Source organism: Streptomyces sp. NPDC107471, from assembly GCF_055582845.1.
In genome coordinates, this window is the sequence record NZ_JBVJPC010000010.1 from 351,926 (window position 1) to 368,607 (window position 16,682).

Consider the following 16,682-nt stretch of genomic DNA (forward strand, 5'->3'; position numbering starts at 1 on the left):
TCAGTCCTCGCCGTACCGCGGATCGACCGTCTCGGGGGTGAGTCCCAGCACCTCGGCGACCTGCTCCACGACGACCTCGTGCACCAGCGCCGCCCGCTCGTCGCGCCCCTTGGTGCGGATCTCCACCGGCCGCCGGTAGACGACCACGCGCGCGGGACGCCCCTCGTGCGCGGGGATCGTCCCGCCGAGCGGCACCGCCTCGTCGTTCCAGGTCCGTCCGTCCAGCCGGGGGACCTCCAGGACCAGGAAATCGATGTCGGCGAGCTGCGGCCAGCGCCGCTCCAGGCGCTCCACGGAGTCCTGCACCAGGTCCGCGAACGCCTCGGCCCGGCTCGCGGCGAGCGGTACCTGGGGCGGGGCGATCGGACCGCGCATGCCTCGTCCGTGACGATCACGGCGGCGGGGCCCGGGGCCGGTGGCGCGGGGCGGTACGGGGTTCTCCATCACTGGTGAAGGGTAATCCTCGCCGCCCTCCCGTGCCCGGCCCCCACGCGGTACCCCGGACACGGTCCGAAACGACGTACGGCCGCTTCGTACGGCGTGTCGGCGGTTGACCATTCCAGCCAAGGTTGGGCTCGATTCCGTATCTCTCCGAGACCGTCGCTCACTGGGCAATTCGCACGGTTTGTACCAAGTGGTGATCACACCCAGGTCGGTCCGGCCGCCGCGAAAGGGGTGTCCGCGCAGGTCATGGCGGTGTGATCGGAGGGGCGTGTGGGGCGTCTCACAACACGACACGGTGGGGTGACCTGGGGGAGAGTCGTCGCGGCCCGCTCAAGAGTGCGGTACCGTCCAACGTCGTGAGCCCTGTACGTCGCTGTTCGCGCACCGCTTGCGGCCGTCCCGCCGTCGCGACGCTGACGTACGTCTACGCCGACTCGACCGCGGTCCTCGGCCCGCTCGCCACCTACGCCGAACCCCACTGCTACGACCTGTGCGCCGAGCACTCCGAGCGCCTCACCGCCCCGCGCGGCTGGGAGGTCGTCCGGCTCCTCGACGGCTCGGCCCCGGCCCGGCCCAGCGGAGACGACCTGGAAGCGCTCGCCAACGCCGTGCGGGAGGCGGCCCGTCCGCAGGAGCGGGCGGCCGAGGCCGGCGGAGCCCGGCGGGCCGACCCGATGGAGGTCGCGCGCCGCGGCCATCTCCGGGTGCTGCGCTCGCCGGACAACTGAACCGTTCCGCCTGCCACTTGTGCAAGTCCTCCACCGACTGACGCACACCCATTGACGGTTCGTTGGCGCGGACACGACCATTCCGTAAGCCGAAGTGAGAAATCGCTTTCCGCATGACGGAATCGGGGAGGCGCCCGTGTACGTCCAGGAACTCGAACCCGTCGCCCACTCGCTCGGGCTGTCCGCCCTCGTCGCGGCCCTGCCCCTCGTGATCGTCCTCGTCCTGCTCGGCGGCGTCCGCATGAAGGCGCACCTGGCGGGCCTCACCGGCCTCCTGGCGGCCGCTCTGGTCGCCTGGCTCGCCTACGGCATGCCGCTGGGCCAGACCGTCTCCAGCGCCGCCCAGGGGGCCGTCTTCGGCCTCTTCCCCATCCTGTGGATCGTCGTCAACGCCCTGTGGGTGTACCGGATGACCGTCCGCACCCGGCACTTCGACATCCTGCGCCGCTCCTTCGGGCGGCTCTCCGACGACCCCCGCATCCAGGCCCTCGTCGTCGCCTTCTGCTTCGGCGCGCTCCTGGAGGCCCTCGCGGGCTTCGGCGCCCCGGTCGCGATCTGCTCGGTCATGCTCGTCGCCCTCGGCTTCGACCCGGTGCGCGCGGCGGTCGTCGCCCTGGTCGCCAACACCGCCCCCGTCGCCTTCGGGGCCATGGGCACACCGGTGGTGACGCTCGCCCAGGTCACCGGGCTGCCCCTGGACGACGTGGCGTCCGTGGTGGGCCGTCAGACGCCGCTCCTGGCCCTCGTGGTGCCGCTGGTGCTGGTCTACCTGGTCGACGGCCGACGGGGCCTGCGGGAGACCTGGTTGCCGGCCCTGGTGTGCGGAATCGCCTTCGCCGTCGCCCAGTTCGCGGCCTCCAACTACCTCTCCGCCCAACTGGCCGACATCGGCGCCGCCCTGGCCGGCGCGGGCGCCCTGGTCGCCGTGCCCCGCGCGCGCGTGGCGGCCGACGAGTCCGTACGCGCGTCCGTGCTGACCGGCGCGCGCAGCGAGGACCTCGACGAGACCGACCCGCGCGGCGAAGTCCTGCGCGCCTACTCGCCGTACGCCCTGATCGTCGTGATCTTCTCCGTCGCCCAGATCCCGGCCGTAAAGGACTGGCTCGCGAAGGCGACCCAGACGTACGACTGGCCCTTCCTCGACGTGGTGAACGCCGACGGCGACCCGGTCGGCGGCAACGTCTTCACCTGGCCGGTCGTCTCCACCGGCGGCACCCTCGTGCTGTTCGCGGGGATCCTCACGGCCCTCGTGCTCGGCCTGCACGCGCGTGTGGCGGTGCGTGAATGGGCGGCGACCGTCCATGAGTTGCGGTTCGCGATCCTGACCGTGACGTCCGTGCTGGCGCTCGCGTACGTCATGAACCTCTCCGGACAGGCCGCCACCATCGGCCATTTCGTGGCGGCCGCGGGCGCGGGCCTCGCCTTCCTGTCGCCGGTCCTGGGCTGGTTCGGGGTGGCCGTCTCCGGCTCGGACACCTCGGCCAACGCGCTGTTCGGCGCGCTGCAGGTGACCGCCGCCCGCGAGTCCGGCCTGTCGCCCGAGCTCCTGGCCGCCGCCAACAGCTCGGGCGGGGTGCTCGGCAAGATGATCTCGCCGCAGAACCTCACCATCGCCTGCGCGGCCGTCGGACTCGCGGGCCGCGAGGGGGACCTCCTGCGCAAGGTGCTGCCCTGGAGCCTCGGACTGCTGCTGGTGATGTGCCTGATCGTGGTCGGTCAGAGCTCACCCGTACTGGACTGGATGCTGCCCTGACCCCGTCGACGCCCTCTGACCTCACATGACGGCCCGGTCTCGTCCCGGCTCCCGCACCACGCGCTGTCAGTGCGTACGGGTAGTTTGTGGTGACCGACAGGACTTTCAGAAGGGTTGGCCGTGGCTGATCTGTCACAGCTCGTGAAGGCGTACGACGTGCGCGGAGTCGTTCCCGACCAGTGGGACGAGACGCTCGCCGAGCTCTTCGGCGCCGCCTTCGTCCAGGTGACCGGGGCGAGCGCCGTCGTGACGGGCCACGACATGCGGCCCACGTCCCCCGCCCTGTCGCGGGCCTTCGCGCGCGGCGCGGCCGCCCTCGGCGTGGACGTCACCGAGATCGGCCTGTGCTCGACCGACCAGCTCTACTACGCCTCCGGCGCGCTGGACCTGCCGGGCGCGATGTTCACGGCCTCCCACAACCCGGCCCGCTACAACGGCATAAAGATGTGCCGCGCGGGCGCGGCCCCGGTCGGCCAGGACACCGGCCTCGCCGAGATCCGCGCACTGGTCGAGCGGTGGAGCGAGACGGGCGGCCCGGAGCCGGCGGCCGTGACGGGGACGATCACCGGGCGGGACACCCTGGCGGACTACGCGGCCCACCTGCGCTCCCTCGTCGACCTGACCGCCATCCGCCCCCTGAAGGTCGTCGTCGACGCGGGCAACGGCATGGGCGGCCACACCGTCCCGACCGTCTTCGACGGGCTGCCCCTGGACACCGTCCCGATGTACTTCGAGCTGGACGGCACCTTCCCGAACCACGAGGCCAACCCCCTCGACCCGGCCAACATCGTCGACCTCCAGCAGCGCGTCCGCGAGGAGGGCGCCGACCTCGGCATCGCCTTCGACGGCGACGCCGACCGCTGCTTCGTCGTCGACGAGCACGGCGACCCGGTCTCCCCGTCCGCCATCACCGCCCTGGTGGCCTGCCGGGAGCTCGCCCGCAACGGCGGCAAGGGCACGGTCATCCACAACCTGATCACGTCCTGGTCGGTCCCGGAGGTCGTCGAGGAGAACGGCGGCACACCGGTACGCACCCGCGTGGGCCACTCCTTCATCAAGGCGGAGATGGCCAGGACCGGCGCGATCTTCGGCGGCGAGCACTCCGCGCACTACTACTTCAAGGACTTCTGGAACGCCGACACGGGCATGCTGGCGGCCCTGCACGTCCTGGCGGCGCTGGGCGGCCAGGACGGCCCCCTGTCGGCCCTGGTGGCCCAGTACGACCGTTACGTGGGCTCCGGCGAGATCAACTCCACGGTCGCCGACCAGACGGACCGCCTGGCGGCGATCAGGGCGGCCTACGAGGGCCAGGAGGGCGTCCGGCTCGACGAACTCGACGGCCTCACGATCACCACCGCCGACTGGTGGTTCAACGTCCGCCCCTCCAACACCGAGCCCCTCCTGCGCCTGAACGCGGAGGCGCGGGACGAGGCGACGATGACGAAGGTACGGGACGAGGCTCTGGCGATCATCAGGGGCTGATCTTGAGGGCTTGACCCTGAGGGCGAGGGCGAGGGCGAGGGCGGAGGCCGGCTGCCTCTGGGGATGTGACGGGGGCGCTGTGGCCTGGGGCGGCGGCCTCTGGGCGTCCGCCGGGGACGAGACGGGCGGGGGCCGCCGGTCGCCGGGGGTGCGACGAGGGCGGGCCGGGTCGGAAGCCTCCGGGTCCGCGAGGCTGGCCAGGTCGCTGGGTCGCTGGGTCGCTGGGTCGCTGGGTCGCCGGGACGGTGGGACGGTGAGTCGCTGGGGCGGCAGAGACGGGCCGGATGGAGGCCCCTGGGTATCCGTGGGGGCGGGCCGGGGACGTAGGCCCCGGGCATCCGTGGGGCACAGGCCGGCACGGACGTCCTGGGCACCCGTGAGACATGCCCGGGCCGCGACGGTGGAACAACCGGCGGCGCCTCGCCCCCGACCTCGCCCCAACCCCCGCGGCCAACTCTCCCCGGCGGTACCCTGACCAGGCACATCCGCACAAGCAGCCGTACCGCCCCGAAGGGAACCCCCATGCCGCTCGAAGCCGGCCTTCTGGAGATCCTCGCCTGCCCGGCCTGTCACGCCCCCCTCAAGGAGCAGGACGCCGAGCTGATCTGCACCGGACAGGACTGCGGCCTGGCGTACCCCGTCCGCGACGGCATCCCCGTGCTCCTCGTCGACGAGGCCCGCCGCCCCGCCTGAGCGCTCCGCCCGAGTGCCCCGCCGGCCCCGCGCCGGACAGCGCCTCGGCGGCCGTGAGCGACAACGACACAGCGACCCCAGCGACCACCGGTGTCCCGGACCCGCGACCGACGACCCGGCGAAGCGACAATCCGGCGTCCCGGAGACCCGGCGATCGGAGGCTGCCGCCCCATGCTCGACGAATCGCTGCTCGACACCCCCGAGGCCCTCTCGGAGGCCGACCGCCGAGGCCTGCTCCGCGGCGCAGCCGAGGCCGGCGCCCGCGTGCGCACCGCGGCCCGGCACGCAGCCGAGGCCGGGGTCAACGACCTCAAGCCGGACGGCCGCCCGCGCGCGGTCCTCATCGCGGGCCCCGGCGCCGCCGCCACCCACGTCGCCGACCTCCTCGGCACGCTGGCCGGCGCCGGCAGCCCCGTCACCCGCCTCGCCCCCACCGGCGTCGCCCCCGCCGCGGGCGCCCTGCGCTGGGAGCTCCCCGGCTGGGCGGGCTCGGTCGACCTGCTTCTGATCGCCACGCCCGACGGCACCGAGCCGGGCCTGTCCCTGCTCGCCGACCAGGCCTACCGCCGCGGCTGCACGGTCGTCGCCGTGGCCCCCGCCCGCACCCCGCTCACCGAGGCGGTCGAGGGCGCCCACGGCCTGTTCGTGCCCATGGCGACCGCCCCGTACGAGCAGGACAGCCCGCTCACCGCGTCCGCCCCCGGCGTCCTGTGGGCCCTGCTCACCCCGTTCCTCGCGGTCCTCGACCGCACCGGCCTGCTCACCGCCCCGCCGGACACGCTCGAGAAGATCGCCGGCCGCCTGGACCTCATCGCCGAGCGCTGCGGCCCCGCCATCGCGACCTACAGCAACCCGGCCAAGACGCTCGCCGCCGAACTCGCCGACGCGCTCCCGGTGATCTGGACCGAGGGCACCTCCGCGGGCCCCGCCGGCCGTCGTTTCGCCGCGGCCCTCGCCGAACTCTCCGGCCGCCCGTCCGTGGTCGCCGAACTGCCCGAGGCCCTCGCCGCGCACAGCACGCTGCTCTCCGGACCCCTGGCCGCCGGCGCCGACCCCGACGACTTCTTCCGCGACCGCGTCGAGGAAGCTCCCGCGCTGCACGCACGCGTGGTGCTCCTCCGCGACCGTCCGATCGGCGGCCTCAGCGCCGCCCCGGCCGCCCGTGACCTGGCCCTGAGCCACGACACGCCGATCAGTGAGCTGGAACCGGAGTCCGGGGGCGAGATCGAGACCCTCGCGGAACTGATCGCCGTCACGGATTTCGCCGCCGTTTACCTGGCGCTCGCCTCCGGGGCCTGACGTAGCCCAGGACGCCCGGATCGCCGTACGTACAGAAAGAGCCCGATGGACCGCCTCGACAACACCGTCCGCCCCTACGCCTGGGGCTCCACCACCGCCATCCCCGCACTCCTCGGCGTACAGCCGACCGGCGAACCGCAGGCGGAGATGTGGATGGGCGCCCACCCGGGAGCCCCCTCACGCACCGGCCGGGGCACCCTCGTCGAGGTCATCGACGCGTACCCGGCGAAGGAGCTCGGGGCCGAGGCGGTCGCCAAGTTCGGCCCCCGCCTGCCCTTCCTGCTCAAGATCCTCGCCGCGGGCGCCCCGCTCTCCCTCCAGGTCCACCCCGACCTCGCCCAGGCGAAGGAGGGCTACGACGACGAGGAGCGCCGCGGAATCCCCGTGGACGCGGGCCACCGCAACTACAAGGACGCCAACCACAAGCCCGAACTGATCTGCGCGCTCACCGAGTTCGACGGCCTGTGCGGCTTCCGCGAACCCGCGCGTGCGGCCGAACTGCTCGACGCGCTCGGCGTCGACTCCCTCAAGCCGTACGTCGACCTCCTGCACGCCCACCCCGAGGAGGCGGCCCTGCGGGAGGTCCTGACGGCGATCCTCACCGCCGACCGCGAGGAGATGGCCCACACGGTCACCGAGGCCGCTGCCGCCTGCGCCCGCCTCGGCGGCGAGCACGCCCCGTACGCCGACATCGCCCACCACTACCCGGGCGACCCGGGCGTCATCGCCGCGATGCTCCTCAACCACGTCCGACTCCAGCCCGGCGAGGCCCTGTTCCTCGGCGCCGGCATCCCGCACGCCTACCTCAACGGCCTGGGCGTCGAGATCATGGCCAACTCGGACAACGTCCTGCGCTGCGGCCTGACCCCCAAGCACGTCGACGTCCCCGAGCTCCTGCGCATCGTCCGCTTCGAGGCCGCCGACCCGGGCGTGCTCCGCCCCGAGGCGTCCCCCGACGGCGAGGAGGTCTACGAGACCCCCATCGACGAGTTCCGTCTGTCCCGGTATGTCCTCCCCGAGGGTGCCGCCACCCACGACCTGACCCGCCCGACCCCGCAGATCCTGCTCTGCACGGCAGGTTCCGTGCGAGTCGGGGAACACGAACTGGGCCCCGGCCAGTCGGTGTTCGTACCGGCGGGCGAGAAGGCCGAGGTGTCCGGCACCGGCACGCTCTTCCGGGCGACCGTGATCGTCTGACGGAAGCGTGTGATCGTATGACCGGTCCTGTGGACGGCTGAGACGTCCGTGCCGGGGGAGACTGCAAGAATGGCCCTCCGGCAAAGGACGGGCAAAGGCCTGGACGGCGTAGAGGCACTTGAGGCGAAGGGACAACGCGACCACATGAGCGCGTCAGGCGGAACCAGGGCGATCGTGGCGGCACTCGGGGCCAACCTCGCGATCGCGGCATCGAAGTTCGTGGCGTTCGCGTTCAGCGGCTCGTCCTCGATGCTCGCCGAGGGCGTGCACTCGCTCGCCGATTCCGGCAACCAGTTCCTGCTGCTCCTCGGCGGCAAGAAGGCCCAGCGCGAGGCGACCCCGCAACACCCGTTCGGCTACGGCCGCGAGCGCTACATCTACGCCTTCCTGGTCTCCATCGTCCTCTTCTCGATCGGCGGCATGTTCGCCGTCTACGAGGGCTACGAGAAGATCAAGCACCCGCACGAGATCGAGCACTGGTACTGGCCGGTGGGCGTCCTCGTCTTCGCGATCATCGCCGAGGGCTTCTCCTTCCGGACGGCCATCAAGGAGTCCAACCCGCTGCGCGGCGACCTCTCCTGGAAGGAGTTCGTGCGCCGCGCCAAGGCGCCCGAGCTCCCGGTCGTCCTCCTGGAGGACTTCGGCGCCCTCGTCGGCCTGATCCTCGCCCTCGGCGGTGTCGGCCTGGCCCTGCTGACCGGCGACGGCGTCTGGGACGGCATCGGCACCCTCTGCATCGGCATCCTGCTCATCCTGATCGCCCTCGTCCTGGCGGTGGAGACCAAGTCCCTACTGCTCGGCGAGGCCGCCGGCACCGATGCGGTCCAGAAGATCGAGGCCGCGATCGTCGACGGCGACACCGTCACCGGCATCATCCACATGCGCACGCTCCACCTCGGCCCCGAGGAACTGCTCGTCGCCGCCAAGATCGCCGTCCAGCACGACGACACGGCCGGCGAGGTCGCCTCCGCGATCAACGCCGCCGAGTCCCGCATCCGCGAGGCCGTGCCCATCGCCCGGGTCATCTACCTCGAACCGGACATCTACAGCGAGGCCGAGGCCCGCAAGGGCGCCGACCGCGAGGCGACCCCCGGGGGACCGGCGCAGCATCCCGCCGAGCACTGATCACCGGTCCGCAGCGGCTGAAAGGCCCGCGTCCCCGCACCGGGGGCGCGGGCCCTTCGCTCACCCGATCTCGCTCAGCACGTCCAGCACGGCCCGCTCGTCGGGCGCCGCGATGAGCCGCGCCCGGAACCCGGCGTCCATCAGCTTCCGCGACAACAGCGCCAGGATGCGCAGGTGCTCGTCGCCCGCGGCCGCCTCCGGCACGGAGATCATGAAGACCAGCCTGGCCTTCGTACCGTCGAGGGAGCCCCACTCGACGCCCTCGGCGGACCGTGCGAACCCGACGACGGGCGCGGACACCGCATCCGTCTTGGCATGCGGTATCGCGATCTCCTCCCCAAGCCCGGTGCTCCCCTGCTCCTCCCGCCGCAGCGCGGTGGCGACCAGCTCGTCGACGTCCGTCACCCTGCCGGTCCGGGCGAGCAGCTCCGCCATCTCCCGAACGGCCGCCTCCTTGTCCCGGGCGCCGAGGGACACCTTCACGGTCTGCTCGGTGAGATAACCGGAGAGGACCTGACGGTCCGGTGCGGCCGGGGGGTGGAGGTCGGTCTGGGGGCCGGTTGCGGAGGCGGTGTCGCTCTTGGGGGACACATCGGCTCCGGCGTTCGACTCGGCTTCGGCGCCGGGTGCGGTGCTCTCGTCGGTGCCGGTGTCGTCCTGTGCGACTTCGGTCCGGGCTTCGGTGGTGGACTTGGGGCTCCCGTCGATGTCGGTACCGGCGTCGCCCTTCAGCTCGGCTTCGGTGCCGGGCTTGGGGGTCTCGCCGGTTCCGGTGTCGTCCTGCGCGGCTTCGGTCCGGGCTTCGGTGGTGGACTTGGGGCTCCCGTCGATGTCGGTACCGGCGTCGCCCTTCAGCTCGGCTTCGATGCCTGGCGCGGTGCTCTCGTCGGCGCCGGTGGCGTCCTGCGCGGCTTCGGTCCCCGCGCCGGCGGTGGGCCTGGAGGTCCCGTCGACGTCGGTACCGGTCTCGTCCCCGGCGGTTTCGGTGTCGGCGTCAATGCCCCGACCGCCATCACCCTCGCCGACCGCGGCCTTCTGGCCCCCGTCCGCTGCCACCTCCACACTGGGCGCGCTCGACGGGGAGACGATCCGTTCCGCCGCCACGGCACCGGCGGCTCCACCGGCCGCCGCACCGGCGCCCACTCCGACCAGCGCGGGCTCCAGCGGCCCGGCCACTCCCGGCCCGCCCACGCCCGAGTTCATCGGCTCCGCGCCCTCACGCTTGCGCTCGCTGAGGTCGACCAGCGCGACCGTGGTCAGCGCGGTGACCGCCGTGCCGATCAGCACGGCCACGAAGAACAGCGGCACCCCGCTCACCGCACCGAGCACCGCCACGATCGGCCCGCCGTGCGGCACCGCGTCCTCGACCCCGGCGACACCGGCGATCGCGCCGGCCACCGCGCCGCCGAGCATGTTGGCCGGGATGACCTGCGCGGGCCGCGCCGCCGCGAACGGGATCGCACCCTCGGAGATGCCGAAGCAGCCCATGAACAGCGCGGCCAGCCCGGTCTCCCGCTCCTGCTCGGTGTAGAGCCGCCTGCGGATCAGCGTGGCCAGGCCCTGACCCAGCGGCATGACCGGGATGGCCGCCGCACACATGCCCATGACCGTCTGGTTGCCGGTGGCGATGAGCCCCGCTCCGAAAAGGAACGCCGTCTTGTTGACCGGCCCGCCCATGTCGAACGCGATCATGAGCCCCAGGATCGCGCCCAGCAGGATCGCGCTGGTGCCCGTCATCCCGCCGAGCCAGTCGGTCAGGTGCTCGAACACCCAGGAGATCGGCTTCCCGATCACGTAGATGAAGAACAGCCCGAGCGCCGTGGTCGCCACGATCGGGATCACGATGATCGGCATGATCGGCTGTACGAACTTCGGGACCTTGACCTTCTTGATCCACAGCACCAGGTATCCGGCGAGGAACCCGGTCACGATCGCCCCGATGAACCCGGCGCCCGCCTCCGAGTCGTACAGGGCTCCCGTGTTCGCGATCCAGCCGCCGATCATGCCGGGCACCAGCGCGGGCCTGTCACCGATGGCGTAGGCGATGTAGCCGGACAGGATCGGCACCATCAGCGTGAAGCCGATGACGCCGATGTTGTGGATGTCCATCCAGAAGGAGTCCTTCGGGATGACCAGACCGCCGGAGGGGTCGGTGTGCCCGCCCAGCGAGAGCGAGATGGCGATCAGCAACCCGCCGACCACCACGAACGGGATCATGTAACTGACCCCGTTCATCAGCGCCCTGTACCCGACGCTCCGCTCCTTGCCACCGCCCTGCGCCGCCGCGGCCGGGGTGCTGCCCGCCCTGTGCACCGGCGCCGACCGCACCCGCTCGATCAACTGCTCGGGGTGGTGGATTCCCTCCGCCACGCCCACGGTCAGCACCCGCTTGCCCACGAAGCGGCTCAGGTCCACGTCCTTGTCCGCGGCGACGATGATCCCGTCCGCGGTGTTGACATCGTTGTCATCGAGGATGTTCTCAGCCCCGATCGAGCCTTGGGTCTCCACCTTCATGTCGATGCCACGACTCGCGGCGGCCTGCGCGAGCTTCTCCGCGGCCATGTACGTGTGTGCGATGCCGGTCGGGCATGCGGTCACTGCCAGCAGCTTTGTCCGCTGCCGCTCGCTGTCGCCGCCCGTGGGGGGAGGTCCGGCCGGACTGGTCACGTCGATCTCCTCACGCCTGTGTCACACGGGAGCGCCGTCCCGGACGCCCCGCGAGACCGGTCTGCTGTTCCGTTCGGCCTCGCATCCTCCCTCACCTGCCCCGGTCGCCCAACGGGCAAAAGTCCCCGCATGACCTGGTCTGTTGCCGCCTGTTCCGTAATTCGCAGGCCTGTTGTCACCGTCCTCGGGGCACCCTGCCGGGACGGCTCGGGGTGCCCCGCCGACTTCCCCGACGGTCACCCGTGATCGGCTTGATGTATGCGGAGGCGGACTGGGGCGGCCCGGCCGACCGGTGTAGCTTGGGACGGAGCCAGACGTCGCTGCTGATGGCGGTCGGGCGGTCCCACCGCGGACCGACCGAGGGAGAGAGGGCCTCCGACGGACTGCGCTGCGCGCACCGGGCATGCCTGTGTCCTCTTCGGGCACCCCTGTGTCCGCCGCCGCGCAGACCAGCCGTACCCACCTCGCCCCAACCCCGAGGAGCAGCTCGTAATGACGACTGTCGAGAACCGACAGGACTTCAAGGTCGCCGACCTCTCCCTGGCCGAGTTCGGCCGCAAGGAGATCACCCTCGCCGAGCACGAGATGCCCGGCCTGATGGCGATCCGCAAGGAGTACGCCGAGGCGCAGCCGCTCGCCGGCGCCCGCGTCACCGGCTCCCTGCACATGACCGTGCAGACCGCCGTCCTCATCGAGACCCTCGTCGCCCTGGGCGCCGAGGTCCGCTGGGCGTCCTGCAACATCTTCTCCACCCAGGACCACGCGGCCGCCGCCATCGCCGTCGGCCCGAACGGCACCGTGGACAACCCCCAGGGTGTCCCGGTCTTCGCCTGGAAGGGCGAGACCCTGGAGGAGTACTGGTGGTGCACGGAGCAGGCTCTGACCTGGCCGAACGCCACCACCGGCGGCCCGAACATGATCCTCGACGACGGTGGTGACGCCACCCTCCTCGTCCACAAGGGCGTCGAGTACGAGAAGGCCGGCAAGGTCCCCTCGGTCGACACCGCCGAGAACGAGGAGCACCGGGTCATCCTGGAGCTCCTCAACCGCACCATCACCGACGGCTCCCAGAAGTGGACCCAGCTCGCCTCGGAGATCCGCGGCGTGACCGAGGAGACCACGACGGGCGTCCACCGCCTGTACGAGATGCACCGCGACGGCACCCTGCTGTTCCCGGCGATCAACGTGAACGACGCCGTCACCAAGTCGAAGTTCGACAACAAGTACGGCTGCCGCCACTCCCTGATCGACGGCATCAACCGCGCCACCGACGTCCTCATCGGCGGCAAGACCGCGGTCGTCTGCGGCTACGGCGACGTGGGCAAGGGCTGCGCGGAGTCCCTGCGCGGCCAGGGCGCCCGTGTCATCGTCACCGAGATCGACCCGATCTGCGCCCTGCAGGCGGCGATGGACGGCTACCAGGTCACGACGCTGGACGAGGTCATCGACAAGGCCGACATCTTCGTCACCACGACCGGCAACAAGGACATCATCATGGCCTCGGACATGGCCAAGATGAAGCACCAGGCGATCGTCGGCAACATCGGCCACTTCGACAACGAGATCGACATGGCCGGCCTCGCCCAGATCCCCGGGATCGTCAAGGACGAGGTCAAGCCGCAGGTCCACACCTGGACGTTCCCCGACGGCAAGGTGCTGATCGTGCTGTCCGAGGGCCGCCTGCTGAACCTGGGCAACGCCACCGGTCACCCGTCGTTCGTGATGTCCAACTCCTTCGCGGACCAGACCCTGGCCCAGATCGAGCTGTTCACCAAGCCCGACGAGTACCCGACCGACGTCTACGTGCTGCCCAAGCACCTCGACGAGAAGGTCGCCCGTCTCCACCTGGACGCGCTCGGCGTGAAGCTGACCCAGTTGCGCCCGGAGCAGGCGGCGTACATCGGTGTCGAGGTCGACGGCCCGTACAAGCCGGACCACTACCGCTACTGAGCCGCACGGCACAGCAGCAGTCCTCCGAGGCAGGCCCCCGCACCCCCGTGTCGGGGGCCTGCCCCTTTGGCCTTGTGACCTTTTTCGGCCCTGCTCCCTCACCGCGTGACCGTCAGGCCGGACAGCCCGTCAGAACCCAGGACACCCATGCCCCGCGGCCGTTATTCGCTCCACGATCCGCACGATCACACCCCCCTCGCGGAAGAACACTTCCAGTGCGCCCCCGGCCCGTCCGGCTGGCGCTACGTCTCTCGACTGACCACCCCCGCGGGCGATCACAGCGGCTCGGTCGACCTCACCCTCGACGAACTCGGCCGCCCCATCCGCCTCGAACTGCACGCCGGGAGCTGGCAGGTGCGCGGCGCCGCGCTCGACGGCGTCACCTGGGTCCGCACGGACCCCACCGGGACCCACGCCACGGAAGGCAATGTCCCCGCCCACGCCTTCACCGGCACGTCACCCGCGTTCCTCGTCGCCACCACCCGTCTCCTGCGCCTCACCTCCTCCGCATCAGCAACCCGCGTACGCCTCGTGGCCTTCACGGACCCCGTCCTCGCGCCGCGCACCGTGGACCAGTCCTGGACCTTGCTGGAAAGAGAAGCACACGCCACTGACAACGGGCCTCTGACCGTGGAGGAGTACCAGGTCACAGCCCTGGACACGGGCGAGCAGCACACCGTGCACATCGCCGGGGACGTGGTCCTCGCGGCTCCCGGGATCGAGCTGGAGGACCTCGAGTCACCGCCGTCGACGTTCCCTGCGACACCGCCCGGCTGACCCGGCGGGATCACGCCGGCGGAACGAACCCGGAGGCGGGCCTTCCCTCCGACGGCACGGTGGGCGAGGGACCGTCGGAGGCATCCCCGACCGGAACGCCAGGACCCTGCCCGCCCGGAGCCGCCTCGACGCCGTACGAGACGGGCGGCTGAGGAGAGGGAGAGGCCGGAGAGGCCGGACCGGCGGGCAGCACCGTCGGATGCGGATAGCCACCCTGCTTCCCGACCGCAGGGCCGCCGGGCACCACGGCAGGGTGCGCCGCGGGGCCGCCGAAGGCCCGCCGTGACTCGCGGACCTGCCGCTCCTGCACCACCGCCGCCAGATACGCGCCCGGCGGCACGTCCCTCGGCGCCGGAGCACCCGTACGCGCCGCGAGGTCGGACGCCAGCCGCTCCGCCATCGCCCAGCCCACCTGCGGATCGAGTTGGTGCATCCGCGTCAGGTACTGGCGGATGGCAAGCCACAGGCCATCGGGGACAGCCGACAGATCGAGTTCGGAGAACCGGCCTGCCAGCCACGGCGGAGGCGGCGGCACGAAGCCGCTGGGCGCCACGGGAATCCGCTCGCGCACGACCAGCGTCCCCGCGAACACGTCACCGAGCCGGCGCCCACGCGCCGAGACGAGCGAAGCGATGCACGCCACCACCCCGAACGTCATCAGAATCTCGACCACACCGATCGCACCCCGCACCAGCGCATGCCGGAACCGGATGGGTCCGCCGTCGTCCCGCACCACGCGAAGCCCCACGGCGAGCTTCCCCAGCGACCGCCCGTGGCTGAGCGTCTCGACCGCTATCGGCCCGCCCACCAGGACCAGCAGGAACGCGGCGATCGACAGCGCCATCTGGGCCGCGTCGTCCAGCGACGCGGCAGCGGCCACCACCGCGATGGTCACGGCGATGTACACGACCACGGCCACGATCAGGTCGATCAGCACGGCCAACGCCCTGCTGGGCAGCCTCGCGGGGCGCAACTCAAGCGCCACCGCCTCGCCCGTCACCAGCTCACTCACGCCCGCCGCCCTTCCCTGCCCTGCCTCGTGAACAGCCAGTCTGCCAAGCTGAGGGCGCATCGCGCCGCAGTACGACAAGCTGACATCCACGACGGACCGCCGACGATCAGCCGAGGAGCAGGCAAACCGATGGACCTCGACGTCTTCGTCACCGCCCACCGAGCCGAGTGGGACCGCCTCGACGCCCTGCTCCGGCGCCAGCGCCGTCTCAACGGCGCCCAGGCGGACGAACTCGTCGCCCTCTACCAGCGCACGGCCACTCACCTGTCCCTGATCCAGTCCAGCGCCCCCGACCCGCAGCTCACCGGCCGGCTCAGCCAACTCGTGGCACGCGCGCGTAGTGCCGTCACAGGAACCCGCCGCGCCTCATGGCGCGATGTCACACGCTTCCTCGCGTACGGCTTCCCCGCCGCCGTCTACCGGTCGCGCCACTGGTGGGTGCCCACCGCGCTGCTCTCCACCGTTGTCGCTGCCCTCCTGGGCTGGTGGATCGGCACCCACCCCGACGTGCAGTCCTCCATTGCGGCCCCCACCGAACTGCGTGAGCTCACGCGCCCCGGCGGCCAGTACGAGACGTACTACTCGAGCCATCCCGCCGCGTCCTTCGCCGCCCAGGTGTGGACGAACAACGCGCAGGCCGCCGCCACCTGCCTGGTCCTGGGCATCTTTCTGGGCCTCCCGGTCCTCTGGATCCTCTTCCAGAACATGCTCAACCTCGGTGTCGGCGTCGGCCTGATGTCCTCGGCCGGCCGCCTCGACACCTTCCTCGGCCTGGTCCTCCCGCACGGCCTCCTCGAACTGACCGCGGTCTTCGTCGCCGCCGGCACCGGGCTGCGCCTCGGTTGGACGCTGATCGATCCGGGTCCCCGTTCCCGACGCACAGCGCTGGCGGAGGAGGGCCGGGCCGCCGTCGGCATGGCCATAGGTCTCGCCCTTGTCCTGTTCGTCTCCGGCGCGATCGAAGGCTTCGTCACGCCCTCTGGTCTGCCCACCTGGGCCCGCATAGCCATCGGCATCCTCGCCGAGCTGGCCTTCCTGGCCTACGTCTTCGTCCTGGGCGGACGCGCGGCACGGGCGGGTGACACAGGCGACCTGGAGGCAGCCGAGCGCAGCGCCGGCGTCCCGACCGCTGCCTGATGTGCAGGCGGCGGTACTGAGCTGCTACTGTCTCCTTCGCCCCACAGGAGCCGTTGACACGGACGATGCGGGGAGGTAGATTCGAACAGTTGCCTGGAGCTGGGTTACTACCCGCTCGGCAGCAGTGAGTGTCTGTCTGCTTCTGGAAAATCTCGATTTCGAAGAAGCCTCTTCCCGATAAATCGGAAACAGATGGCCGATCAGTCCGGCCTGAAACTTCTGATAATGTTGGGAGCGCCGGAAAGGGAAACGCGGAAGCGGGAACCTGGAAAGCACCGAGGAAATCGGAACCGGAAACGGTCTGATAGAGTCGGAAACGCAATACCGAAGGGAAAAGCCCGGAGGAAAGCCCGAGAGGGTGAGTACAAAGGAAGCGTCCGTTCCTTGAGAACTCAACAGCGTGCCAAAAATCAACGCC

At 71.3% G+C, this 16,682-nt stretch carries 13 protein-coding genes; 10 read left to right on the forward strand and 3 right to left on the reverse strand.

Annotated elements, in window-relative coordinates:
- Complete coding sequence (locus ACZ66S_RS31885) at positions 1-444, reverse strand: metallopeptidase family protein (RefSeq protein ID WP_469905037.1); 444 nt, start codon at positions 442-444, stop codon at positions 1-3.
- Between the two features lie 356 nt (positions 445-800).
- Between ACZ66S_RS31885 and ACZ66S_RS31890 the strand changes: the two genes are divergently transcribed.
- The 7 genes from ACZ66S_RS31890 to ACZ66S_RS31920 all read left to right on the forward strand — a co-directional run bounded on the left by ACZ66S_RS31890 (position 801) and on the right by ACZ66S_RS31920 (position 8,721).
- Complete coding sequence (locus ACZ66S_RS31890) at positions 801-1,172, forward strand: DUF3499 domain-containing protein (RefSeq protein ID WP_020120748.1); 372 nt, start codon at positions 801-803, stop codon at positions 1,170-1,172.
- 136 nt (positions 1,173-1,308) lie between these two features.
- On the forward strand, positions 1,309-2,925 hold the full coding sequence (locus ACZ66S_RS31895; protein WP_469905013.1) for an L-lactate permease: 1,617 nt from the start codon (positions 1,309-1,311) through the stop codon (positions 2,923-2,925).
- Between the two features lie 114 nt (positions 2,926-3,039).
- Positions 3,040-4,407: a phosphomannomutase/phosphoglucomutase gene (locus tag ACZ66S_RS31900; protein WP_469905014.1), complete on the forward strand. Its 1,368-nt coding sequence runs from the start codon at positions 3,040-3,042 to the stop codon at positions 4,405-4,407.
- Between the two features lie 522 nt (positions 4,408-4,929).
- On the forward strand, positions 4,930-5,100 hold the full coding sequence (locus ACZ66S_RS31905) for a Trm112 family protein (RefSeq protein ID WP_020940431.1): 171 nt from the start codon (positions 4,930-4,932) through the stop codon (positions 5,098-5,100).
- Between the two features lie 171 nt (positions 5,101-5,271).
- On the forward strand, positions 5,272-6,399 hold the full coding sequence (locus tag ACZ66S_RS31910) for an SIS domain-containing protein (protein WP_469905015.1): 1,128 nt from the start codon (positions 5,272-5,274) through the stop codon (positions 6,397-6,399).
- A gap of 45 nt (positions 6,400-6,444) precedes the next feature.
- Positions 6,445-7,596 (forward strand): mannose-6-phosphate isomerase, class I, encoded by a 1,152-nt coding sequence (gene manA, locus ACZ66S_RS31915; RefSeq protein WP_469905016.1) that lies wholly within the window; start codon positions 6,445-6,447, stop codon positions 7,594-7,596.
- Between the two features lie 144 nt (positions 7,597-7,740).
- Positions 7,741-8,721: a cation diffusion facilitator family transporter gene (locus ACZ66S_RS31920; protein WP_469905017.1), complete on the forward strand. Its 981-nt coding sequence runs from the start codon at positions 7,741-7,743 to the stop codon at positions 8,719-8,721.
- Between the two features lie 60 nt (positions 8,722-8,781).
- On the opposite strand, the gene ACZ66S_RS31925 is transcribed toward ACZ66S_RS31920, so the two are convergent.
- Positions 8,782-11,388, reverse strand: coding sequence for a fructose-specific PTS transporter subunit EIIC (locus ACZ66S_RS31925; RefSeq protein ID WP_469905018.1), 2,607 nt, complete (start codon positions 11,386-11,388; stop codon positions 8,782-8,784).
- 492 nt (positions 11,389-11,880) lie between these two features.
- Here ACZ66S_RS31925 and ahcY point away from each other — a divergent pair, with 492 nt between their 5' ends.
- Positions 11,881-13,338: an adenosylhomocysteinase gene (gene ahcY / locus ACZ66S_RS31930; RefSeq protein WP_469905019.1), complete on the forward strand. Its 1,458-nt coding sequence runs from the start codon at positions 11,881-11,883 to the stop codon at positions 13,336-13,338.
- Positions 13,339-13,485: 147 nt separating this feature from the next.
- A complete protein-coding gene (locus ACZ66S_RS31935) occupies positions 13,486-14,115 on the forward strand; it encodes a hypothetical protein (RefSeq protein WP_469905020.1) in 630 nt (209 codons plus the stop codon).
- Positions 14,116-14,125: 10 nt separating this feature from the next.
- Here the strand turns inward: ACZ66S_RS31935 and ACZ66S_RS31940 are convergent, their stop codons facing one another.
- Positions 14,126-15,127 carry an RDD family protein gene (locus tag ACZ66S_RS31940; protein ID WP_469905021.1) on the reverse strand — a complete coding sequence of 334 codons (1,002 nt, stop codon included), beginning with the start codon at positions 15,125-15,127 and terminating at the stop codon, positions 14,126-14,128.
- Between the two features lie 129 nt (positions 15,128-15,256).
- Between ACZ66S_RS31940 and ACZ66S_RS31945 the strand changes: the two genes are divergently transcribed.
- Complete coding sequence (locus tag ACZ66S_RS31945) at positions 15,257-16,264, forward strand: stage II sporulation protein M (RefSeq protein ID WP_469905022.1); 1,008 nt, start codon at positions 15,257-15,259, stop codon at positions 16,262-16,264.
- Positions 16,265-16,682: the final 418 nt, after the last annotated feature.